Source organism: Kitasatospora sp. NPDC058243 (assembly GCF_042882025.1).
Lineage (GTDB): Bacteria > Actinomycetota > Actinomycetes > Streptomycetales > Streptomycetaceae > Kitasatospora.
Genome location: NZ_JBHVWW010000007.1, coordinates 89178 through 110180 on the forward strand (window position 1 = coordinate 89178; position 21003 = coordinate 110180).

The 21003-nt window shown below is 73.8% G+C and carries 20 protein-coding genes; 11 read left to right on the forward strand and 9 right to left on the reverse strand.

The window, feature by feature from the left end; translation table 11 throughout:
* Positions 1–2: 2 nt before the first annotated feature.
* A complete protein-coding gene (locus ACFVX9_RS07600) occupies positions 3–938 on the reverse strand; it encodes an alkaline phosphatase family protein (RefSeq protein ID WP_387980901.1) in 936 nt (311 codons plus the stop codon).
* A gap of 243 nt (positions 939–1181) precedes the next feature.
* Here ACFVX9_RS07600 and ACFVX9_RS07605 point away from each other — a divergent pair, with 243 nt between their 5' ends.
* On the forward strand, positions 1182–2582 hold the full coding sequence (locus tag ACFVX9_RS07605) for a cobalamin biosynthesis protein (RefSeq protein ID WP_387980903.1): 1401 nt from the start codon (positions 1182–1184) through the stop codon (positions 2580–2582).
* The gene (gene cobC / locus ACFVX9_RS07610; protein ID WP_387980905.1) at positions 2579–3655 is read left to right on the forward strand and encodes an Rv2231c family pyridoxal phosphate-dependent protein CobC; all 1077 of its coding nucleotides are present in this window, start codon (positions 2579–2581) and stop codon (positions 3653–3655) included. The genes ACFVX9_RS07605 and cobC overlap by 4 nt, the downstream gene beginning before the upstream one ends.
* On the opposite strand, the gene ACFVX9_RS07615 is transcribed toward cobC, so the two are convergent.
* From ACFVX9_RS07615 to ACFVX9_RS07645, 7 genes are all read right to left on the reverse strand, one after another.
* Entirely contained in the window at positions 3612–4433 is an 822-nt protein-coding gene (locus ACFVX9_RS07615) for an MOSC domain-containing protein (protein ID WP_387980907.1), read from the reverse strand. The two genes, cobC and ACFVX9_RS07615, sit on opposite strands and share 44 nt — an antisense overlap.
* Positions 4430–4960: a hypothetical protein gene (locus ACFVX9_RS07620; RefSeq protein WP_380336171.1), complete on the reverse strand. Its 531-nt coding sequence runs from the start codon at positions 4958–4960 to the stop codon at positions 4430–4432. Before ACFVX9_RS07620 ends, ACFVX9_RS07615 begins: the two co-directional genes overlap by 4 nt.
* A gap of 49 nt (positions 4961–5009) precedes the next feature.
* Complete coding sequence (locus ACFVX9_RS07625) at positions 5010–6107, reverse strand: LLM class flavin-dependent oxidoreductase (RefSeq protein ID WP_387980910.1); 1098 nt, start codon at positions 6105–6107, stop codon at positions 5010–5012.
* Positions 6108–6324: 217 nt separating this feature from the next.
* Positions 6325–7347: a glutamine synthetase gene (gene glnII, locus ACFVX9_RS07630; RefSeq protein ID WP_063349568.1), complete on the reverse strand. Its 1023-nt coding sequence runs from the start codon at positions 7345–7347 to the stop codon at positions 6325–6327.
* Positions 7348–7608: 261 nt separating this feature from the next.
* Positions 7609–8706 (reverse strand): SCO1860 family LAETG-anchored protein, encoded by a 1098-nt coding sequence (locus ACFVX9_RS07635; protein WP_387980912.1) that lies wholly within the window; start codon positions 8704–8706, stop codon positions 7609–7611.
* A 184-nt stretch (positions 8707–8890) separates the two neighbouring features.
* On the reverse strand, positions 8891–9568 hold the full coding sequence (locus tag ACFVX9_RS07640) for a uracil-DNA glycosylase (RefSeq protein WP_387980914.1): 678 nt from the start codon (positions 9566–9568) through the stop codon (positions 8891–8893).
* Positions 9569–9701: 133 nt separating this feature from the next.
* Positions 9702–10793 carry an amidohydrolase family protein gene (locus tag ACFVX9_RS07645; protein WP_387980916.1) on the reverse strand — a complete coding sequence of 364 codons (1092 nt, stop codon included), beginning with the start codon at positions 10791–10793 and terminating at the stop codon, positions 9702–9704.
* A gap of 97 nt (positions 10794–10890) precedes the next feature.
* Here ACFVX9_RS07645 and ACFVX9_RS07650 point away from each other — a divergent pair, with 97 nt between their 5' ends.
* Together ACFVX9_RS07650 and ACFVX9_RS07655 are read left to right on the forward strand one after the other, a co-directional pair.
* Positions 10891–11976: a pyridoxal-phosphate-dependent aminotransferase family protein gene (locus tag ACFVX9_RS07650; protein WP_380481504.1), complete on the forward strand. Its 1086-nt coding sequence runs from the start codon at positions 10891–10893 to the stop codon at positions 11974–11976.
* Positions 11977–12229: 253 nt separating this feature from the next.
* Positions 12230–13825, forward strand: coding sequence for a TauD/TfdA family dioxygenase (locus tag ACFVX9_RS07655; protein ID WP_387980918.1), 1596 nt, complete (start codon positions 12230–12232; stop codon positions 13823–13825).
* 48 nt (positions 13826–13873) lie between these two features.
* On the opposite strand, the gene ACFVX9_RS07660 is transcribed toward ACFVX9_RS07655, so the two are convergent.
* Entirely contained in the window at positions 13874–14653 is a 780-nt protein-coding gene (locus ACFVX9_RS07660; RefSeq protein WP_063349562.1) for a GntR family transcriptional regulator, read from the reverse strand.
* A 369-nt stretch (positions 14654–15022) separates the two neighbouring features.
* Between ACFVX9_RS07660 and ACFVX9_RS07665 the strand changes: the two genes are divergently transcribed.
* The 7 genes from ACFVX9_RS07665 to ACFVX9_RS07695 all read left to right on the forward strand — a co-directional run bounded on the left by ACFVX9_RS07665 (position 15023) and on the right by ACFVX9_RS07695 (position 20947).
* The gene (locus ACFVX9_RS07665; RefSeq protein ID WP_387980921.1) at positions 15023–16189 is read left to right on the forward strand and encodes an ABC transporter substrate-binding protein; all 1167 of its coding nucleotides are present in this window, start codon (positions 15023–15025) and stop codon (positions 16187–16189) included.
* 7 nt (positions 16190–16196) lie between these two features.
* Positions 16197–17246, forward strand: coding sequence for an ABC transporter permease (locus tag ACFVX9_RS07670; RefSeq protein WP_387980923.1), 1050 nt, complete (start codon positions 16197–16199; stop codon positions 17244–17246).
* Positions 17246–18055, forward strand: coding sequence for an ABC transporter permease subunit (locus ACFVX9_RS07675; RefSeq protein ID WP_063351452.1), 810 nt, complete (start codon positions 17246–17248; stop codon positions 18053–18055). The genes ACFVX9_RS07670 and ACFVX9_RS07675 overlap by 1 nt, the downstream gene beginning before the upstream one ends.
* Positions 18056–18133: 78 nt before the next feature.
* Positions 18134–19219, forward strand: coding sequence for an ABC transporter ATP-binding protein (locus ACFVX9_RS07680; protein WP_380378114.1), 1086 nt, complete (start codon positions 18134–18136; stop codon positions 19217–19219).
* Positions 19220–19274: 55 nt separating this feature from the next.
* Positions 19275–20030, forward strand: coding sequence for an HAD family hydrolase (locus tag ACFVX9_RS07685; protein ID WP_387980925.1), 756 nt, complete (start codon positions 19275–19277; stop codon positions 20028–20030).
* A gap of 5 nt (positions 20031–20035) precedes the next feature.
* A complete protein-coding gene (locus ACFVX9_RS07690; protein ID WP_063349558.1) occupies positions 20036–20356 on the forward strand; it encodes a multidrug efflux SMR transporter in 321 nt (106 codons plus the stop codon).
* 102 nt (positions 20357–20458) lie between these two features.
* Positions 20459–20947 (forward strand): hypothetical protein, encoded by a 489-nt coding sequence (locus ACFVX9_RS07695; RefSeq protein ID WP_380378109.1) that lies wholly within the window; start codon positions 20459–20461, stop codon positions 20945–20947.
* Positions 20948–21003 lie beyond the last annotated feature (56 nt).

The following is a 21003-nucleotide window of genomic DNA, read 5'->3' on the forward strand; positions in this document are numbered from 1 at the left end:
CGTCAGTTCCAGATGCCGGTGATGTCGGTGGCGTTGGCGGCGTTGCCCGCGTGGGCGGTCAGCCCGGCGAGGTCCTCCAGGGTGCGCAGCACGTTGTAGTGGTTGTAGGTGGTGCCGGTGCTGCTGCCGGGGGTGACGTGGGCGCCGTAGAAGACGGTCGGGATGCGGTTGCCGGCGAGGCGGTTGTCCTCGTCGAAGGTGACCACGAGCAGGCTGTTGTGGCTCTTGGCCCAGGTGGCGTAGGCGGCGAGGTTGGTCTGCAGCCAGGTGTCACCGGTGCCGACGGAACAGTCGTGCATGTCGTTGCACAGGTCCGGGATGACGAAGGAGACCTTGGGCAGGGTGGTGTAGTCGGTCGGGAAGGCGTCCATGCCGTAGGCGCTGGAGGCGGGCACGTTGCCGAAGCCGAACCACGGGTTGTGCTTCTGCGCGTAGTTGTCGACGCGGCAGTCGGTGGCGCCCTGGGCGGGCAGGCCCTCGTTGTAGCTGGCCCAGGTCTGGCCGGCGGCGAGCAGTTCGGAGCCAAGGTTGGGCTGCTGGAGGGCGCCGACGTCGACGCAGCTGTCGTCGGTGACGCCCTGCGCGCTGCCGGAGAACAGCATGTAGTAGTTGGGCTGGCTGGGGTGGGTGAGCGCGAAGGACTGGGTGAGCGTGGCGCCGCCGGCGACCAGCGTGTTGTTGATGTACGGCGCGCTGGAGCTGCTGCCGATGACCTGCGAGTAGGCGTGGTTCTCCATCACCACGACGATCACGTGGTCGGGCGAGGGCAGCCCGCCGGCGGTGTCGGCGGCCGCGCTGCCGCCGGCGGCCCACAGGCCGAGCGAGCCGCCGACGAGGCCGAGCCCGGCGGCGAGGGCGGTGAGGGGCCGGCGGAGCGGGCGGCGGAAGGGGCGGCGGGGGGACGTGGTTCCGGGGGTGCGGAGTCGTGCGAAGGCCATCGGGTCCTCCGTGCGTCGGGGCTGCCTGGTTGGAGCGCCGAGAACAGTAGGATCGCGCCGTGTCGTGTACCGCACAAGACAAGTGAAGAACAGGCGAACAGCTGCCGCCCGTCGGCGGTCCACGTCACAGCCGCCCCGATTGACCCGTTCCGACCGGGCGTGGTGGGATCACGGGGGCCCTTGTGGCGGGATCACGGATGCTCGTGTACGGGGATCACGGGGCTTTGGGTGAAGGAGCGGGACGTGATCGGACTGGTCGCCCTCAACGGGACGGGCCGCCTGCTGGCCGACGAGATCCACGCCGCCTGGCCGGAGACCACCCGCATCCACACCGCGGTGGCCAGTGCCTGCTTCGGTCCGACCGAGGCCCTGGACTACGCCCTCGGCCGCAACGACCTGGTGGTCTGCCTCGCGCCGGTCGCGGCCACCGCGCAACTGCTGATCGACGGCTCGCACCTGCGCCCGGGCGGGCCCGGCCTGGTCAGCCTGGACCTGAACCTGCGCTACGCCGTCCCGCTGACCGGCCGCGACAGCGGCGCCGACGAACTGGCCGAGGAACTCGCCGCCCTGCTCGGCGTCCGGGCCGTCCTGACCGGCAGCCCTCCCCCGGCCACCGCCCGGCCCTTCGCGCACCTGGTCGGGCACGCGTCGACGTACACCCGCGGGCCGCGCGGCTCGGCGGCCTCGCGGGCGCTCGCCGAGGGCCGGCCGGTCCGGCTGGAGAGCGACCTGGCGTACCCGCTGCCCGCCCTGCCGCCCTCCGCCCGCGCCGACGCGCCCGCCGACGCCCCCGTCCTGCGGGTCACCGACCGCACCCACCCCGACGAGGACGTGCTCCTCGTGCACCCGCGCACCCTGGTCGTCGGGGTCGGCGCGGGCGGCGGCGCCACGGACTCCGAGCTGATGCGGCTGATCACGGACACCCTGGCCGAACACGGCCTGGCCCGCGCCTCGATCGCCCGGCTGGCGACGGTGGCCGGCAAGGCGGACCACCCGGAGGTGCGCTGGGCCGCGTTCTGCCTCGGCGGGGTGCCGGTGGACGAGCACCCGGCGGCGGACCTGGCCGCGGTGGCCGTACCGAACCCGTCGGACCTGGTCGGCGCCGCCGTCGGCACCGCGAGCGTCGCCGAGGCGGCCGCCCTGGCGAGCGCCCCCGGTGGCGAGCTCGTCGCCACCAAACGGAAGTCCGCCGCGGCGACGGTCGCGATCGCCCGGGCGGCGGTCCGCGGACGCCTCGCCGTCGTCGGACTCGGACCGGGCGCGCACGACCTGCTGGTGCCGCGCGCGCTGGCGGAACTGCGGCGCGCGTCGGCGGTCGTGGGCGCGCCGGGCGCGGTCGGGGCGGTCGCCGAGCTGCTGCGGCCCGGGACCAGGCGGATCGCGACGGACGACGGCTCCGGAGCGGCCACCGGCGCGGCCGTCGACATGGCTGTCGACCTGGCTGTTGACCTGGCTGTCGACATGGGTGTTGACCTGGCCGTCGACCTGGCCGCGCACGGGCACGCCGTGGCGCTGGTCGCCCTCGGCGACGGCGCGGCGCTGCGCGTGCCGCCGGGCGCGTACGACGTCCACCGCGTCCCGGGGCTGCCCCTCCAGCCGCTCGCCCCCGATGTGCCCGCCCACCCGCAAGGAGACCCCGCGTGACCGCCCCCGAACCCGACCTGCGCCACCACGGCGACGCCGAGGTGCGCGCCGACGGGTCCGGCCTGGTCGACCTCGCCGTCAACGTCCGCACCGGCACACCCCCGGCCTGGCTGCGCGACCGGCTCGCGGCCACCCTCGGCGACCTCGCCGCCTACCCCGACCAGGGCGCCGCCCGCGCGGCGGTGGCCGCCCGGCACCGGCGGCCCGCCGACGAGGTGCTGCTCACCTCGGGGGCGGCAGAGGCCTTCGTCCTGCTGGCCCGCGTCCTGACGGCGCGTCACATCGTCGTGGTGCACCCGCAGTTCACCGAACCCGAGGCGGCGCTGCGGGACGCCGGGCACCAGGTGCACCGGGTACTGCTGTCCCCCGAGGACGGGTTCCGGCTGGGGGCCGTCCCGGAGGAGGCCGACCTGGTCGTCCTCGGCAACCCCACCAACCCGACCTCCGTCCTGCACCCCGCCGACGCCGTCGCCGCACTCGCCCGCCCCGGACGCACCCTGGTGGTCGACGAGGCGTTCATGGACACCGTGCCCGGCGAACGCGAGTCCCTCGCCCCGGCCCGGGACCTGCCCGGCCAGGTCGTCGTCCTGCGCAGCCTCACCAAGACCTGGGGCCTGGCCGGACTGCGGATCGGCTACGCCCTCGGGCCCGCACCGCTGATCGCCGCGCTCGGCGCCGCCCAGCCGCTCTGGCCGGTCTCCACCCCCGCGCTGGCCGCCGCCGAGGCGTGCAGCGGCCCGGCCGCGCTGGCCGAGGCGGAGGAGGCCGCCGCCGAACTGGCCCTGTGGCGGACGTACTTGCTGAAGGGCTTGGCCGCCTTCCCGACTCTTCGGGTGTACGGCGAGCCGGCCGCGTCCTTCGTCCTGGTACGGCTGCCGGACGCGGCGGCCGTCCGGGAGCGGCTGCGCGGGCGCGGCTTCGCCGTCCGGCGCGGGGACACCTTCCCGGGGCTGGGCGAGGAGTGGCTGCGGATCGCCGTCCGGGACGAGGCCACCACCGACCGCTTCCTGGACGCCCTCGCCGCCGTTCTCACCCCACCGCCTCCCTCCCTGCCCCGCCTCGGCCCAGCCTGATCGCATCCCCCACCGCGACCCGGCCGGGCACCAGCACCTGCGCGTACACCCCCGCACAGGGCAGCGCGGGCATGCCCTCCAGCGGGACCAGGCGGTTCCGCTCGGCCGGGACGCGCAGGGCGGACGTGCTCCGGGGCAGCGGGCCGTGCCGCAGGGTCGGGACGGCGCAGCGCGGCGTGGGCACCACGATGCGCAGCCGCAGCACCGGCCCGATCGTCAACTCCCGCCCCACCCAAGCGTTCTCGACGTACCCCTCACCCTCGGTGCGGATCACCAGGTTCGGGCGGTAGCGCTCCGCCTCGGCGCCGGTCGCGGCCAGCGTCGAGGTGGTGACCAGGTGCAGCGGGGCGAAGTCGAAGAAGCCGCCGTCCGGCGCGGCCCGGCCCAACTCGTTGACGGTGACGTCGACTTCGGCCTCGATGCCGTGCGCCAGCACCTCCTCCGGCACGGCCCGCTCGATCGTCGCCCCGGGCGGGCGCTCGGCGATCAGGGCGACCTTGCGGCCGAGCGCCGCCGACAGCTCCTCCTCGTCCACGCACCGCCCGTCCGGGCCGGTGATCACCACGCCGCCCGCCGCGGTCGCCGCCGTGTAACCGAGCAGGCCCGCCCACAGCCGCGGGTTCTTGGCGCTGGCGACCTTCCCGGTGTCGAGGTCGAGCAGGGCGCGGCCGCGGTCCCGCTCCAGGCCGCGCCCGTCCACCCCGACCGCCGCCAACTCCTCCCCCAGCAGCGACTTCACCGGGTAGCGCCGCAGCCGTTCGACCGTCCCGACCCTCATGCCGCGACCGCCCATTCGCGCAGGGCCACGAAGTCGGCGGCCAGCAGGCCGATTCGGGGGTTGACGTGGAACGTGAGTGCCGGGGCGGGGTGGTGGGCGGCTATCCAGGCGGTGTCCTGCGGGCCGAGTTCGTCGTCCACCCAGACGAACGGGCGGCCGTCCGCCCAGGCGACCACGTCCCGGGTCTTCCAGTGCAGGCCGTCCGGGTCCTCCCCGAACAGGTCCGTCCACTGGATGTAGGGGAGTTCGGGCAGGCCGAGGTTCGGGCCGATGTGGGTGTTCGCCTCGCCCATCCAGCCGGTGGCCCACACCAGTTCGTAGGGCAGGCCGAGCAGTTCCGGCCCGTGCGCCGGGTTCAGCCACACCCGCAGCGGCTTCGCCCGCGCGCCGGAGTAGCGCGCCTGCCGGTCCGCCCACCAGGTCGGGAGCAGGCGGTGGGTGTCGTACCCCTCCGGCCGCCGGGTCTTCGGCGCGGCGTAGGGGTTGAGCGGTCCGTCCACGTCGAGGAGGAGCAGGGGCAGCGTCATGCCGTGAATTCTCCGGCCGCCCCGGCGGATTGACCAGCGGTTTGCGGGTTCACGGCCGGTGCCACAGGTTGCGGGCGGCCAGCAGCGGCAGCACGCCCTCGCCGAACCAGTACGCCTCCTCCAGGTGCGGCATGCCCGACAGCACGAACTCGTCGATCCCCAGCTCGTGGTACTCGGTGATCAGGTCCGCGACCTCCCGGTGGCTGCCCACCAGGGCCGTCCCGGCACCGCCGCGCAGCAGGCCGATCCCGGCCCACAGCCCCGGGTACACCTCCAGCCGCTCGGCCGAGCCGCCGTGCAGCGCGAGCATCCGCCGCTGGCCCTCCGACTCGCTCTCGGCGAGCGCCCGCTGGGTCCGGCGCACGCGCCCCGGGTCCATTCCGGCGAGCAGCCGCTCGGTCTCCGCCCAGGCCTGCGCGGCGGTGTCCCGGGTGATCACGTGCAGCCGGATCCCGAACCGCACCACCCGCCCGCGGGCGGCGGCGAGTTCGCGGATCCAGCGGACCTTCTCCCGCACCTGGGCGGGCGGTTCGCCCCAGGTCAGGTAGACGTCCGCGGACCGCGCCGCGACCTCGCCGGCCGCCGGGGACGAGCCGCCGAAGTACACCGTCGGCACCGGCTCCGGCAGCCGGTTCAGCCGGGCCCGCTCGACTCGCAAATGGGGCCCGTGGTGGTCGACCGTCTCGCCCGCCCACAGCCGCCGGACGATGTCCAGGAACTCCCCGGTCCGCGCGTACCGGGCGTCCTTGTCCAGGAAGTCCCCGTAGGCGCGCTGCTCGGCGGACTCGCCGCCGGTCACCACGTTCAGCAGCAGCCGCCCGCCGGACTGCCGTTGGTACGTCGCGGCCATCTGCGCGGCCAGCGTCGGGCTGATCTGTCCGGGCCGGAACGCCACCAGGTACTTCAGCCGCTCCGTCACCTGCGTCAGCATCGCCGTCGTCAGCCAGGCGTCCTCGCACCACGCGCCGGTCGGCGTCAGCACCCCCTCGAACCCCAACTGCTCGGCGCTGCGGGCGACCTGCCCCAGGTACCCCAGGCTCGGCGGCCGGTCCGCCCCCGCCACCCCCGGTGTGGACCCGTGCCCACCCCCGACGATCTGCCGGCTGTCACCGTTGGTGGGAAGGAACCAGTGGAACACGAGCGACATGGACGGACACACTCCTACGCCGGGTTGCCTGCGGGATGAGGACGGAGACACTCACCGGCAACACGCAGCCGCGCACACCCGCACCAGGTCCACGTGCAGACGTCGCACGAGGACACGGCGGGCGGAAGCGGTCATGCGAGCGATTATGCCCGACGACGACGGCCGCCGGCCCTCCCTTGTACGGGAGGACCGGCGGCCGGTGCGCAGCGGGGGCGGATCAGACCTGGCCGGCCTTCTCCAGGGCCTCGCAGCAGGTGTTGATCATGAGGCGGGTGACGACGTAGGGGTCGATGTTGGCGTTCGGGCGACGGTCCTCGATGTAGCCCTTCTGCTCCACCTCGACCTGCCACGGGATGCGGACCGAGGCGCCGCGGTTGGAGACGCCGTAGCTGTAGACGTTCCACGGGGCGGTCTCGTGCTTGCCGGTCAGGCGGGACTGGATGTCGTCGCCGTACTGGCTGACGTGCTCCAGCACCTTGTCCTGGGAGGCACCGAGGGACTCGCAGGCGGTGATGATGGCGTCGTAGCCCTCGCGCATCGCCTTGGTGGAGAAGTTGGTGTGCGCGCCCGCGCCGTTCCAGTCGCCCCTGACCGGCTTGGCGTCCAGGGTGGCGTCGATGCCGAACTCCTCGGCGGTGCGGTACAGCAGGTAGCGGGCGATCCACAGGTCGTCCGAGACGGTCAGCGAGGAGACCGGGCCGATCTGGAACTCCCACTGGCCGGGCATGACCTCGGCGTTGATGCCGCAGATCGCCAGGCCGGCGTCGATGCAGCGGTCCAGGTGCAGCTCGACGATCTCGCGACCGAAGACCTCCTCGGCGCCGATGCCGCAGTAGTAGCCGCCCTGCGGGGCCGGGAAGCCGCCCTCCGGGAAGCCGAGCGGGCGGGAGCCCTTGAAGAAGGTGTACTCCTGCTCGATGCCGAAGATCGACTCCTGGGCCGCGTACTTCTCGTCGACCTCGCGCAGCAGGGCACGGGTGTTGGACGCGTGCGGGGTGCCGTCGGTCTCCAGCACCTCGCACAGGACCAGGATGTTGTCACCGCCGCGGATCGGGTCCGGCACGACCTTCACCGGGTCCAGCACGCGGTCCGAGGCGTGGCCCTCCGCCTGGTTGGTCGAGGAGCCGTCGAAACCCCAGGTCGGGATCTTGTCCGCGTTGGGCAGGACCCGAGTCTTGGAACGGAGCTTCGCGGTCGGCTTGGTGCCGTCGATCCAGATGTACTCGGCCTTGATTGCCACGGCGGTGTACCTCGCATTGCTGGGTGGTGGGTGCCCGCGTAGCGTCGCAAGCCGCCGTTTCCCGGTTGTTCCTCTCGTGTAACGCGGATGTGAACCAACCCTCCGTATTGGCACGGTCACGGTGCGGGAGTGCCAGGGCGGCGCCCGGAGTGGCGGGAGCGGCACCCGGGGTGCCGGGGTCGCACCCGGGGTTCCGGGATGGCACCCGGGGTTCCGGGGTCGCACCCGGGATGGCGCTCCCGCACCGCGAGGGACCGGGGCTCAGCTCCGGCGGGCGTGCGCGGCCCGGCGGCGCCGGGTGGCCCACAGGGCGCAGGCCCCGCCGGCGACGAGGGCGGCGGCCCCGGCGGCCAGCGGGCCGGTGGCGCTGCTGCCGCCGGTCGCGGCGAGGCCGGCGGCCGGCTTCTCCGACGGCCCGGGCTTCTCGGTGGCGGCCTGCGGGACGACGGCGCGGGCGGTGGTGCTGGTGTCCGCGACCGGCTGGGCGGTGGTGGCGGCGGCGGTGCCGGTCGGCGCGGGCGACGTCGGGGCCTGGGTCGGGGTCGCGCCGGCAGCCGGCGCGGAGGGCTTCTCGCAGCTCACCGAGGCCACGGTGATCTTGCCGGTGACCTTGGCGACGTTCAGGTTCAGCGGGTTCACCTCCACCTGGACCTCCAGGGCCGAGGCGGCGGCGGTGGTCGAGGTGGTGCTCTTCTTGGAGAGCTCCACCGACACGCTGCCGATCAGCGGGACGTCCACCTTGGTCGGCCCGTACAGGCCGATGGTGACGGGCTTGCCGAGCACCGTCAGCTTGGCGGGCGCGACGACGTCGGCGGTCGGCTGCCCGTCGACGGGGCAGGTCGCCTCGGCGCTCATCGCCTCCAGGCCGATCAGCGTGGTGGCGGGCAGGCCGGGGGCGTGCACGTCGGCGTTGACCAGCTTGACGGAGGCGGCGGTGCCCTTGGCGTCGATGCGGGTCACGGCCGTGCCGATGTCGGCCTTGACCAGGGTGACCGGGCCCTGCTGGTCGACGCCGTCGACCTTGGCGGTGAGGAGCGAGCCCTCGCGCTGGGCCGGCGTCTCCACCTTGTTGAGCGCGAGGTCCACCGGGACGTCGACCGTCTTGTTCAACAGGCTGACGTCCAGGGCGAGTTCGGCGGTGACGGCGCGTGCCTTGCCGGGCGAGGCGGCGGACGGCTGCGAGGACGACGCAGTGCCCGCCGGGGTGGCCGCCGGCGCGGCCGGGGCGGCGTACGCGGGCGGGACGGTGAGCAGCGCGCAGGCCGCGACCACGGCGGCGGCGGAAGCGGCTCGGCGGACGGAACGAGCCGAACGGGTGGAACGGGTGGAACGGGCGGAGCTGGTGGAACGAGAAGACATGGCGGTACCCCCACAGGTGCTGTTGATCCGGAGCGCGCCCAGACGTCACCCGCGACAGGCGGGGAGGGGCCGGCGTTCCGAACGGTGAGCCGCCAGTCTTCTCGAACAGTCCGTCACAGGAGCCACACAGAACGTCATTTCACTCGTTGGAGTGAGATTGACGTCTGCCACTGACTCCGGTCTGCTACGGCAGTCGCCAGTCCACCGGCTGCGCCCCCTGCCGCGCCAGCAGCTCGTTCGCCCGGCTGAACGGCCGCGAGCCGAAGAAACCGCCGCTCGCCGAGTACGGGCTCGGGTGCGCCGACTCGATCGCCGGGATCTCCCCGAGCAGCGGCCGCAGGTTGCGGGCGTCGCGCCCCCACAGGATCGCCACCAGCGGGCCGCCGCGCGCCGCCAGCGCCCGGATCGCCTGCTCGGTGACCTCCTCCCAGCCCTTGCCCCGGTGCGCGGCGGGCTTGCGCGGCGCGGTGGTCAGCGCGCGGTTGAGCAGCAGGACGCCCTGCTGCGTCCACGGGGTGAGGTCGCCGTTGGACGGCTGGGGCAGGCCGAGGTCGCTGCCGTACTCCTGGAAGATGTTGATCAGGCTGGCCGGGATCGGCCGGGTCTCCGGCGCCACCGAGAAGCTGAGCCCGACGGCGTGGCCCGGGGTCGGGTACGGGTCCTGTCCGACGATCAGCACCCGCACGTCGGCGAAGGGCTGTTGGAAGGCCCGCAGCACGTTCGGCCCGGACGGCAGGTAGGTACGGCCGGCGGCCAGTTCGGCGCGCAGGAAGTCGCCCATGGCGGCGACCTGCCCGCCGACGGGCTCCAGGGCGGTGGCCCAACCGGGCTCGACGATCTCGTTCAGTGGACGCGGTGCCATGGTGGCCACCCTATCGGCCTACGCCGACAGCGCGTTCAGCGGATGATCATGCACACGAACCCGGGGCCGACTGGCCCACCAGCCACGCACCCCACGGCCGACCACGACGGGTCGCCCGCCACCGGCCACCCGCTCACCCCACCGGCCGGCCGCGCAGCACCACCAGCCGCGGGTCGGCGAGCACCCGGACGTCCGCCCGCGGGTCCTCCCCGTACACCACGAAGTCGGCCGACTCCCCCTCCTCCAGCCCCGGCCGCCCCAGCCACTCCCGCGCACCCCAACTGGCCGCCGACAGCGCCTGCGCCGGGCTCAGCCCCGCCTTCACCAGCTCCGCCACCTCCTCCGCGACCAGCCCGTGCGCCAGCGAGCCGCCCGCGTCCGTGCCGACGAACACCGGGATGCCGGCGTCGTGCGCGGCGCCGACGGTGGCGTAGCGGCGCTCGTGCAGCCGCCGCATGTGGGCCGCCCAGGCCGGGAACCTGCCCTCGCCGCCGGCCGCCAGGCCCGGGAAGGTGGCGATGTTGACCAGCGTCGGGACGATCGCCACGCCGCGCTCGGCGAAGGCCGGGATCAGCTCCTCGGTCAGCCCGGTGGCGTGCTCGATGCAGTCGATGCCGGCCGCCAGCAGGTCCGGCAGCGACTCGGCGGCGAAGCAGTGCGCGGTGACCCGCGCGCCTTCCTCGTGCGCCGCCGCGATCGCCTCGGCCAGCGCGTCGCCGGGCCAGCAGGCGGCGAGGTCGCCGTGCTCGCGGTCGATCCAGTCGCCGACCAGCTTCACCCAGCCGTCGCCGCGCCGGGCCTCCGCACGGACGTACGCGGCGAGGTCGCCGGGCTCGATCTCGTGCGCGTAGTTGCGGATGTAGCGGCGGGTGCGGGCGATGTGCCGCCCGGCGCGGATGATCCGGGGCAGGTCCTCGCGCTCGTCGATCCACCGGGTGTCGGCGGCCGAGCCGGCGTCGCGGATCAGCAGGGTGCCGGCGTCACGGTCGGTGAGCGCCTGCTTCTCGCTGGTCTCCGCGTCGACGGCGCCGTGCGCGTCCAGGCCGACGTGGCAGTGCGCGTCCACCAGACCGGGCAGCACCCAGCCGGTCACCGTCCGGACGTCCTCGGCGCCGGGCGGGCGGGTGAAGCTCACCCGGCCGTCCACGACCCAGAGTTCGTCCCGGACGTCCTCCGGACCGACCAGCACCCGACCCCGGACGTGCAGCACCGCGCCATCGCTCATGGCCCGCACTCTACCGACGGGCGTGTTCCCTGTAAGCAGCAAGAATGCGGCAGACTCGTGCCGACACCCACCACCTCATGCCCGAAAGGCCGCTACCGTGAGCCCCTTCCTCGACCTCCCCCCGCTCAGCGCCGCCGAGTTCGCGGCGATCGAGGACCAGGTGGCCGCACTGCTGCACACCACCGCGGACGTCATCGTCACCCAGGGTGAGGCGCTGCTGCCGTTGGAGGCCGCGATCCGCGGCGCCGCACGCCCCGGCTCCACCGCGCTCAACATCGTCACCGGCCCGTACGGGCAGACCTTCGGCAACTGGCTGCGCTCCTGCGGGGTCGAGGTCGTGGACCTGGCCGTCCCCTTCGACAGCGCGGTCAGCGCGCAGCAGGTCGCCGACGCCCTCGCCGCCCACCCGGCCGTCGACTTCGTCTCCCTCGTCCACGCCGAGGCCGCCACCGGCAACACCAACCCCGTCGCCGGGATCGCCGCCGCCGTCCGCGAGCACGGCGCCCTGCTGATGCTCGACGCGGTCGCCTCCGTCGCCGCCGAGCCGCTGCTCACCGACGAGTGGGGCGTCGACCTGTGCGTCATCGGCGGCCAGAAGGCCATGGGCGGCCCCGCCGGGGTCTCCGCCGTCTCCGTCTCCCAGCGCGCCTGGGAGCGGATCGCCGCCAACCCGGCCGCCCCGCGCCGCTCCTACCTGTCCCTGCTCGACTGGAAGGAGCGCTGGACGGACGCCGGGCGCACCGTGCTCCCGCACGCCCCCGCCCAGTTGGAGATGCTGGCCCTCGGCGCCTGCCTCGACCGGATCGCCGCCGACGGCCTGCCCGCCGTCATCGCCCGCCACCGCGCCGCCTCCGCCGCCACCCGCGCGGGCGCCCGCGCACTCGGCACCCTCGCCCCGTTCGTCGCCGAGGACGCCCACGCGGCCCCCGTCGCCACCACCCTGCGCACCCCGGCCGGCGTGCACGCGGCCGAGCTCGCCGCCCGCCTCGACCCCGCCCTCCCCGTCCAGCCCGGCGGCGGCCCCCTCGCCGCCTCGATGCTCCGCGTCAACCACTACGGCCCCGCCGCCGCCCTGCCCACCGTCCACGCCTGCCTCACCGCCCTCGCCACCGCGACGGACGCGGACCCGGCCCCGGCCCTGGCCGCCGCGGAGGCGGCCTGGACGGCAGCCGTCCAGGGCTGACACCACGGCGCCGTCGAGGCCCGATCACGCGGAGCGGCCCCCGGGACACCCGGTCCCGGGGGCCGCTCCGTCTCACCCTCGGACAGGACCTGGTCCCACGCGGAGCGGAAGGTTTCGGCCATCGGCTCCCGGCACAGTTCCCGCAGCGTTCATCTGCGCGGCACGCCGATCTCACCGGGGGCAGGCAGGCTCCGGCCAGGGGTGAAGTTGGCTATACAACTTCACCCGGGACGCCGCCGAGGAGGAGACCACCGTGACCGAGCTGCCGCCGTACTGGCTGCGCGACAACTGCCCGTGCGCCGAGTGCCGGGACCCCAGGAACGGGCAGAAGCTGTTCCAGATCGACGACCTGCCGCAGGACCTGGCGGTCGCCGCGAGCACGGAGACCGACGGGGGCCTGGAGGTGCTCTGGTCGGACGGGCACCGCTCGCGGTACCCGCTGGAGTGGCTCGGCGCCGAGCGGGACGGCGACGGGCGGACGGAGGAGGGCAAGCGGCTCTGGGTGGCGGCGGACTTCGCACACGGGATCCCCGAGGCGCGGTGGGAGGCGTACCTGGCCGACCCCGCCGAGCAGGCCGCCGTCCTCACCGCCGTGCGCCGCAGCGGCTTCGCGGTGCTGCGCGGGGTGCCGACGGTGGAGCGGCAGGTCCTCGCGGTGGCCGAGAGCTTCGGCTACGTCCGGGTCACCAACTACGGGGAGCTGTTCGACGTCCGGGTCGAGCCGGATCCGAACAACCTGGCGTTCACCAGCGTCGCGATCGCGCCGCACACCGACAACCCGTACCGGGACCCGGTGCCGACGCTCCAGCTCCTGCACTGCCTGGAGAACTCCGCGACCGGCGGCGACTCCGGCCTGGTGGACGGGTTCCGGGCCGCGGCGCTCCTCCGGGAGGAGGCGCCGGCGGACTTCGAGACGCTCACCCGCACGCCCGTCCCGTTCGTCTTCCGCGACCGCCGCACCGAACTGCGCGCCGACCGCCCGCTGATCGAGGTGAACGCCCTCGGCCGGATCCGCGAGGTGCGGTTCAACAACCGCTCGATCGGCACCCTGCGCGGAAGCTCCGGCGAACTGACGGCCTTCTACGCCGCGTACCGCCGCTTCGCCGCGATCACCCTGCGCCCCGAGCTCCAGCTCGCCTTCCGCCTCGACCGCGGCGACTGCCTGGTCTTCGACAACACCCGGCTGCTGCACGCCCGTACGGCCTTCCAGCAGGACGGCCACCGCCACCTCCAGGGCTGCTACGCCGACCTGGACACGCTGGGCAGCACCCTCGCCGTGCTGCACCGGCGCGCCGCCGCGCTGGACGCGATCGCCGGGCTGTTCGCGGGCGAGGGCGCCGGGGAGTACCTGGGCGAGGAGGTCACCATGGCCGAACACATGCTCCAGGCCGCCGCTGCCGCCGAGGCGGCCGGGGCGCCGGACCACCTCGTCGCCGCCGCGCTGCTGCACGACGTCGGGCACTTCTTTAATGAGCACGGCCAAGGGGCCCTGCACGGCCATGACTTGATGGAGGGTCAGGACAACCGGCACAGCGACACCGGCGCCGACTGGCTGGCGCGGTGGTTCGGCCCGGAGGTGACCGAGCCGGTCCGGCTGCACGTGGCCGCCAAGCGCTACCTGTGCGCGGTGGAACCGGACTACCGGCAGCGGCTGTCCGAGGCCTCGGAGTACACCCTCACCGTCCAGGGCGGCCCGATGGACGAGCGGCGGGCCGCCGCGTTCGCCGAACTCCCGGGCGCCGCCGACGCGGTGGCCGTCCGCCGCTGGGACGAGCAGGCGAAGACGGCCGGGGCGCCGACACCCGGATTCGAGCACTACCGCCCGCTGCTCGCCGCGCTCATGCGCTGATGGCGCCGGCCGGCACGCCCGGGAGGCGGACCGGGCTCCGCCCCGGGCTCAGTCACCCTCCCGGGCGTGCCGCGAAAGCGCCGACGCGGCCAGCGAGTTGTGGATGCTGAACGCCACCGTCCCGGGCAGGTAGCGGTCCTGGGACCACTCCACCGGAGTGCCGGTCGGGTCCGTCGTGCGCCGCCGTTCGCGCAGCAGCGGGCCGCCGCGGCGGCAGCCGAGGAGCCGGGCGTCCTCGGCGTTGGCGGCCACGATGTCGATGGTGTGGTCGGCGTCGGTGAACAGGATGCCGTGCTCGCGCAGGACTTCGGTGTGCGAGACGACGTCCGCCGGCAGCTCGGCGACGATCTCGCCGACCCGCGGCGGGTAGATGGTGCGCTCGACCATCACGGGCGTGCCGGAGAGGGTGCGCAGCCGGACGGTCACGTACACCTCGGCGCCCGGCTCCAGGCGCAGTTGCTCGCGTTCGGCGGTGTCGGCGGGGCGGCGGACCAGCGAGTCCAGGATGCCGCCGGGCTCCTCGCCCATCGAGTACGCCCAGTGCGTGAAGCTGAGCAGTTCGGAGAAGCTCTGCACCCGGGCGCCCCCGAGCACGACGCGCCGGGTGCCGCGGCGGGAGGTGACCAGCCCGTCGGAGCGCAGGACGGCGAGCGCCTGGCGGACGGTGCCGCGGGAGACGCCGTACTGCTCGGCGAGCGCGCCCTCGGCGGGCAGCCGGCCGGCCTCGCCGTACGCGCCGGTGGTGATGGCCTCGCGCAGGTCGGCGGCGACCTTCCGGTACAGGGCGCCGGGAGCGCGCTCGGCGGGGCGCCCGGGCTCAAGTGCCACGTCAGTCAATGTCCCTCCTGGGGCGGTGTCCTGCGCAGCCGTACCGGCACGGACAGCCCGACCTTATCCCGCTGCGCCTTTGAAGCATCGCACCGAACGGATCACGCTCCGATGGCCGGATTCGACCGTTCCCGCAGCCGACCCCGGTTCTGGGCCGTCCGTTCACCTTCCCGTCATCGGACTCCGGCGTACTTACGTCCGTCAGCGAAGTTGGCTAGTCAACTCGGACGGCCTCGAACGGCTCCGGGCGGCTCCGAACGGCACCGGGCACCTCAGAACGGCTCCGAACGGCCACTCGCACGATCCCCCGATCAGACAACCCCACCGCAGCTCACCCCCTTGCAGTACACCCGATCAGGAGACTGACCCGTGTCCGTGCACCGCGCCCGTTCCGCCGCCTTCGCAGCGGTCCTGACCGCCGCCGCGCTGTCCCTCACCGCCTGCGGCTCCGCCGGCTCCTCCACCGCGAAGTCCGGCGATACCGCGGGCGGCAAGAGCGCCAAGACCGCCACCTCGGTCGCCGACTTCGGCGGGATGGACGGCCTGATCGCCGCCGCCAAGAAGGAGGGGAAGCTGCACGCCATCACGCTGCCGCGCGACTGGGCGAACTACGGCAAGCTGATGGACGACTTCAAGGCGAAGTACGGCATCGAGATCGAGGACGAGAACCCCGACGGCGCCAGCCAGGACGAGATCAACGCGATCACCTCCCGCAAGGGCCAGGACCGCGCCCCCGACGTCGTCGACCTCGGCTCGGCCTTCGCGCTCAGCGCCGCCAAGCAGGGCCTGCTGGCCCCGTACAAGGTCACCGACTTCGACAAGATCCCGGCCACCATGAAGAACGCCGACGGCCTGCACTACAACGACTACGGCGGCTACATGTCGATCGCGTGCGACGCCAAGAAGGTGTCCGCCTGCCCGAAGACCTTCGCCGACCTGCTGAAGCCCGAGTACAAGGGCATGGTCGCCCTGAACGGCAACCCGACCAAGGCCGGTGCCGCGTTCGGCGCCGTCTACGCGGCCGCGCTCGCCAACGGCGGCTCGCTGGACAACATCCAGCCCGGCATCGACTTCTTCGCCAAGGTCAAGCAGGCCGGCAACTTCAACCCGGTCGAGGTCACCCCGGCGACCATCGAGAAGGGCGAGACCCCGATCAGCATCGACTGGTCGTACCTGAACGCCGGCTACGCCGACAAGTTCAGGAGCAAGGGCATCGACTGGCAGGTGACCATCCCCTCGGACGGCTCCTACGCGCAGTACTACAACCAGGCGATCAACAAGGACGCGCCGCACCCGGCCGCCGCCCGCCTGTGGGAGGAGTACCTGTACAGCGCCGAGGGCCAGAACGGCTTCCTGGGCGGCTACGCCACCCCGGCCCTGTTCGACGCCATGAAGACGGCCGGCACCCTGGACGCCGCGGGCGCCGCCAAGCTCCCGCCGGTCGAGAAGCCCTTCACCACCTTCCCGACCCAGGAGCAGACGGACACGGCCAAGAAGACCGTGACCGAGAACTGGGCCAAGGCGATCGCGGGCTGACCTGACGATGACCACGGCTCCCACCCCGGTGCCGGCCCCCGCCTCCGCCGCCCAGAGCGGCGGGGGCGCCCCCGGCCCCGCAGCAACCACCCCCGCCACCGCCGACGCCACAACGGCCAAGGCCACCGACACCACGGCCACCACGGCCACCACGGCCAAGAGCACCGAGACCGCCGAGACCGCCAGGGCCCCCCGCCCCGGCAAGCCCCGGGCCGGCCGCGGCCGCGCCTGGCTGGCCGCCCTCCCCCTGCTCCTGTTCTTCCTGGTCGGCTTCGGCCTGCCCGCCGTCGCGATCGCCATCGGCGCGTTCACCACCTCGCCCGACGCCCCCGACGGCGGCGGCACCTTCACCACCGACAACCTCACCGGCTCGCTGCAGGGCGCCTACTGGACCGCCCTGTGGGGCAGCGTCAAGCTCTCCCTGCTGACCGCGCTGATCGCCACCGTGGTCGGCCTGCCGCTGGCCCAGGCCGTGGCCACCTCCCGGTTCCGGGTGTTCCGCGAGGCGGTGCTCTCCGCCTCCGGCGTGCTCGCCAACTTCGGCGGCGTGCCGCTCGCCTTCATGTTCGTCGCCACCCTCGGCAACGCCGGCGAGGTCACCAAGAAGTTCGGCCTCACCAGCCACGGCTGGAACCTCTACACCTTCACCGGCCTCTCCGTGGTCTACCTGTACTTCCTGGTGCCGCTGATGGTCATCACCATCACCCCGGCCCTGGAGGGCCTGCGCACCCAGTGGCGCGAGGCCGCGTACAACAACGGCGCCACCGTCGTGCAGTACTGGCGGCACGTGGCCCTGCCGGTCCTGGTGCCCTCGCTGCTCGGCGGCTTCGTGCTGCTGTTCGGCGCCTCCTTCGCCGCGTACGCCACCGCCGAGGCCATGGTGGGCAGTTCGGTGCCGCTGATCTCGATGCAGATCGGCGACGCGCTGTCCGGCAACGTCCTGGTCGGCCAGGGCAACCTCGCCCTCGCCCTCGGCCTCGACATGATCGTGGTCGCCTGCCTGGTGATGGCCGTGTACCTGCCCCTTCAGCGCCGGAGTGCCAAGTGGCTCGCCTGATCAATCGCATCCGTTTCGGCCGCGGCCTCGTCCTGCTGCTCTGCGGCGTCTACTTCGCCGTACCGCTGGCCTCCTCGGTGATCTTCAGCGTCGACGACAACAAGGGCGGCACCACCTTCCGGGCCTACACCGAGCTGCTGAACGCGCCCGGCTTCCTGGACAGCCTGGTGCTGAGCCTGGAGCTGGCCGGCGTCACGGTGGCGGTGCTGCTGCTCCTGCTCGTCCCGGCGATGCTCGCCGCCCGGCTCGGTGCGCCGAAGCTGCGCCCGGTGATCGAGGTGATGTGCTCGATGCCGCTGGTCGTCCCCGTGGTCGCGCTCACCACCGGCATCATCGGCGTGCTGCGCTGGGGCCCGGACTACCTCCAGGACACCCCGCTGTTCCAGACCATCGTGGCCATCCAGGACCCGAAGTTCCCGATCGTCCTGGTCATCGCCTACGTGCTGATGGCGCTGCCGTTCGCCTACCGGGCGCTGGACGCCGGGCTGCGCGGCGTGGACGTCGCCACCCTGGTCGAGGCCGCCCGCAACTGCGGGGCCGGCTGGCTGCGCGCGGTGTTCACCGTCGTCCTGCCGAACCTGCGCAGCGCGCTGCTGAACGCGGCCGTCCTCACCGTCGCCCTGGTGCTCGGCGAGTTCACCACCGCCTCCATCCTCGGCTTCGCCCCCTTCTCGGTGTGGATCAACTCCAACGGCAAGAGCGACGGCCAGATGTCCGTCGCCGTCTCGATGCTCAGCCTGCTGATCGTCTGGCTCGTCCTGCTGCTGATGTCCGCCGTCGGCCGCGGCCGCAAGGGCGCGCGGGCCTGAGACACCCCGCCGCGCGGCCGTCCCGCGCCCTGGCCGCACGGTCCTGAACCACCCCACGCTTTCCAGGAGTCACCAGCCATGACCACGGTTTCCGCCCCCGTCGCCGGTGCCGCGCTCGCCCCCGGCGGCGCCACCGTCGAGTTCCGCTCGCTGCGCCGCTCGTTCGGCGCCACCACCGCCCTCGACGGCCTGGACCTGACCGTCCACCCGGGCGAACTGCTCGCCCTGCTCGGCCCGTCCGGCTGCGGCAAGACCACCGCGCTGCGCATCCTGGCCGGCTTCGAGCAGCACGACTCCGGCGAGGTCCTGGTCGACGGGCAGGACATCACCGCGATCCCCGCCCACAAGCGCGACGCGGGCATGGTGTTCCAGTCGTACAGCCTCTTCCCGCACCTGAGCGCGCTGGACAACGTCGCCTTCGGGCTGCGGATGCGCGGCGCCGGCAAGGCCGAGCGCCGCAAGCGCGCCCAGGAGCTGCTGGAGCTGGTCGGCCTGCCGCACCGCGCCGAGCACTACCCGCACCAGATGTCCGGCGGCCAGCAGCAGCGCATCGCGCTCGCCCGGGCGCTCGCCCTGCAGCCGCGCGTGCTGCTGCTCGACGAGCCGCTGTCCGCGCTGGACGCCAAGGTCCGCCTCCAGCTGCGCGAGGAGATCCGCCGGCTCCAGCAGGAACTGGGGATCACGACCCTGTTCGTCACCCACGACCAGGAGGAGGCGCTGTCGATGGCCGACCGGGTCGCGGTGCTGCGCGCGGGCCGGCTGGAGCAGTGCGCCACCCCGTCCGAGCTGTACGGCCGCCCGGCCACCGCGTTCGTCGCCGAGTTCGTCGGCACCATGAGCCGCATCCCGTGCACCCGCACGTCCGACGGCGTCGAGGTGCTCGGCCGCCGGCACGCGGTGGACGGCGACCTGCCCGCCGACGGCGAGCTCCAGGTGCTGGTCCGCCCGGAGAACGTCACTCTGACCCCGTCCGAGACCGGCCCGGCCCTGGTGATCACCGCGTCCTTCCTGGGCGCCGTCACCCGGCTCACCGTCCGCCTCGACGACGGCACCGAGGTCAAGGCCGACCTGCCGACCGAGGCCGCCGCCGCGCTGCCGGCCGGCTCGCGCGCCGAGCTCCTGCTGCCGGAGCGTCCGGTGCTGGTGGACCGCCGCACCGTCTGAGAGCCTCGAACCCCATCTGCGTAGCACCATCTGATGAACCACCGAAGGTACCGCCATGCCTGAAGCCCTGACGCCCGACTCCGCTCTGACGCCCAAATCCTCCGTGACGCCCGACCCCCTGGCCCCCGGCGCCCCGGCGCCCGAGGCCCCCCGCCCTGCCGCCGTCCTGTTCGACATGGACGGCACCCTGGTCGACACCGAGCAGCTCTGGTGGCAGGCCGCCGCCGAACTCGCCGACGAGCTCCACCACGCGCTCACCGACCAGGACGCCCCCGAAGTGCTCGGCCAGGCCGTCGAGCACACCGCCGCCCACCTGCACAAGGTCAGCGGCACCACCCTCACCGAGGCCGAACTCGCCGCCCGGCTCGGCGAGTCCTTCGCCGCCAAGGTCGCCGCCGAGACCGTCCCGCGCCCCGGCGCGCTCGCCCTGCTGGCCTCCCTGCGGGACGCGCAGGTGCCCACCGCCCTGGTCTCCGCCTCCCCGCGCCAGGTGGTCGACCTGGTCCTCGCCGCCATCGGCCGGGACTGGTTCGCCGTCACCCTGGCCGCCGAGGACACCCCGCGCACCAAGCCCGCACCGGACCCGTACCTCGCCGCCGCCGAACGGCTCGGCCTGGACCCGGCCACCTGCGTCGCCGTCGAGGACACCCCGACCGGAGTCGCCTCCGCCGCCGCGGCCGGCTGCGCCGTGCTCGCCGTGCCGTCCACCGCGACGCCGATGCCCGACGGCGGCCGGATCACCCTGCTCGCCAGCCTGGAACAGGCCGACCTCGCCCTGCTGGGGAAGCTCGGCGCCGCCTGGGCCGTTTGACCGGCATGCCCTATCTCCTGCTCTCCCTCGCCATCCTGAGCGAGGTCTGCGCGACCAGCTGCCTCAAGCTCACCGAGGGGTTCACCCGCCTCTGGCCGAGCCTGGGGGTCGCGGTCGGCTACGTGCTGTCCTTCGTGCTGCTCGGGCGCGCGCTCAAGCACATCCCGGTCTCGGTCGCCTACGCCGTCTGGTCGGGGGCCGGGACGGCGGCGGTCGCCGGAATAGGCGTGGTCGCCTTCGGCGAATCGCTGGGACGCCTCCAGTGGCTGGGGATCGCCCTGGTGATCGTCGGAGTGGTCGTGCTCAACCTCAAGAACAGTCACTGACGGGCCGCCACCCCGGCCCACGGTGCTGGTCAACTGCCCTTTCGGAGCGGGAAGTCGGATGTGCCGACCGCCCGCTCCGAGCGGTTCGCTACCGTGGGCCCCATGAGCGACCCACGGCCCCACCACTACCGCTTCGTCCACCGCGAGCTCGCCCGCCAGGTCCTCGAATTCGGCCCTCGGCTGACCGTCCCGGACGCCGGCGGCAGCCTCCTGCCCGTCCTCACCGGCATCTGGGACGACCTCGGCCAGACCCTCCCGCCCGAGGACCGGCTGCCCAGCCACGGCCTGGACTGCCGGCACCTGCGGGCCGACGGCCACCCCCTGCTGCTCGTCACCCTCCCCACCCCGACCGGCGCCACCGAGGCCCACTTCGTCGCCGCCGTCCACCCCCAGGGCGCCAAGACCGTCCGCTACGTGACCCTGGAGCACGCGCTCAACCCCTTCGACGGCAGCCCCGGCACCGTCCTCGGCGAGTGGTCGTCCGAAGGCCACCTCAACCACGGCGAGGGCCCCTCCCCCGTCGCCGAACTGTTCGTCGCCGCGGTGGCGAAGCTCGTCGCCCCGAAGAAGCGCGGCTTCTGGCGCCGCTGACCCCGACGGCGCCCGGCCGCCTCCCGGCCGCCGCCGACGCCGCCGCGTGCTGGCGC

Excerpts from the sequence above, each read along its gene's own strand:
- ACFVX9_RS07600 (WP_387980901.1), bottom strand. The coding sequence starts at position 938 with ATGGCCTTCGCACGACTCCGCACCCCCGGAACCACGTCCCCCCGCCGC.
- ACFVX9_RS07615 (WP_387980907.1), bottom strand. The coding sequence starts at position 4,433 with ATGAGGGTCGGGACGGTCGAACGGCTGCGGCGCTACCCGGTGAAGTCG.
- ACFVX9_RS07620 (WP_380336171.1), bottom strand. The coding sequence starts at position 4,960 with ATGACGCTGCCCCTGCTCCTCCTCGACGTGGACGGACCGCTCAACCCC.
- ACFVX9_RS07625 (WP_387980910.1), bottom strand. The coding sequence starts at position 6,107 with ATGTCGCTCGTGTTCCACTGGTTCCTTCCCACCAACGGTGACAGCCGG.
- ACFVX9_RS07635 (WP_387980912.1), bottom strand. The coding sequence starts at position 8,706 with ATGTCTTCTCGTTCCACCAGCTCCGCCCGTTCCACCCGTTCCACCCGT.
- ACFVX9_RS07640 (WP_387980914.1), bottom strand. The coding sequence starts at position 9,568 with ATGGCACCGCGTCCACTGAACGAGATCGTCGAGCCCGGTTGGGCCACC.
- ACFVX9_RS07645 (WP_387980916.1), bottom strand. The coding sequence starts at position 10,793 with ATGAGCGATGGCGCGGTGCTGCACGTCCGGGGTCGGGTGCTGGTCGGT.
- ACFVX9_RS07670 (WP_387980923.1), top strand. The coding sequence starts at position 16,197 with ATGACCACGGCTCCCACCCCGGTGCCGGCCCCCGCCTCCGCCGCCCAG.
- ACFVX9_RS07680 (WP_380378114.1), top strand. The coding sequence starts at position 18,134 with ATGACCACGGTTTCCGCCCCCGTCGCCGGTGCCGCGCTCGCCCCCGGC.
- ACFVX9_RS07685 (WP_387980925.1), top strand. The coding sequence starts at position 19,275 with ATGCCTGAAGCCCTGACGCCCGACTCCGCTCTGACGCCCAAATCCTCC.
- ACFVX9_RS07690 (WP_063349558.1), top strand. The coding sequence starts at position 20,036 with ATGCCCTATCTCCTGCTCTCCCTCGCCATCCTGAGCGAGGTCTGCGCG.
- ACFVX9_RS07695 (WP_380378109.1), top strand. The coding sequence starts at position 20,459 with ATGAGCGACCCACGGCCCCACCACTACCGCTTCGTCCACCGCGAGCTC.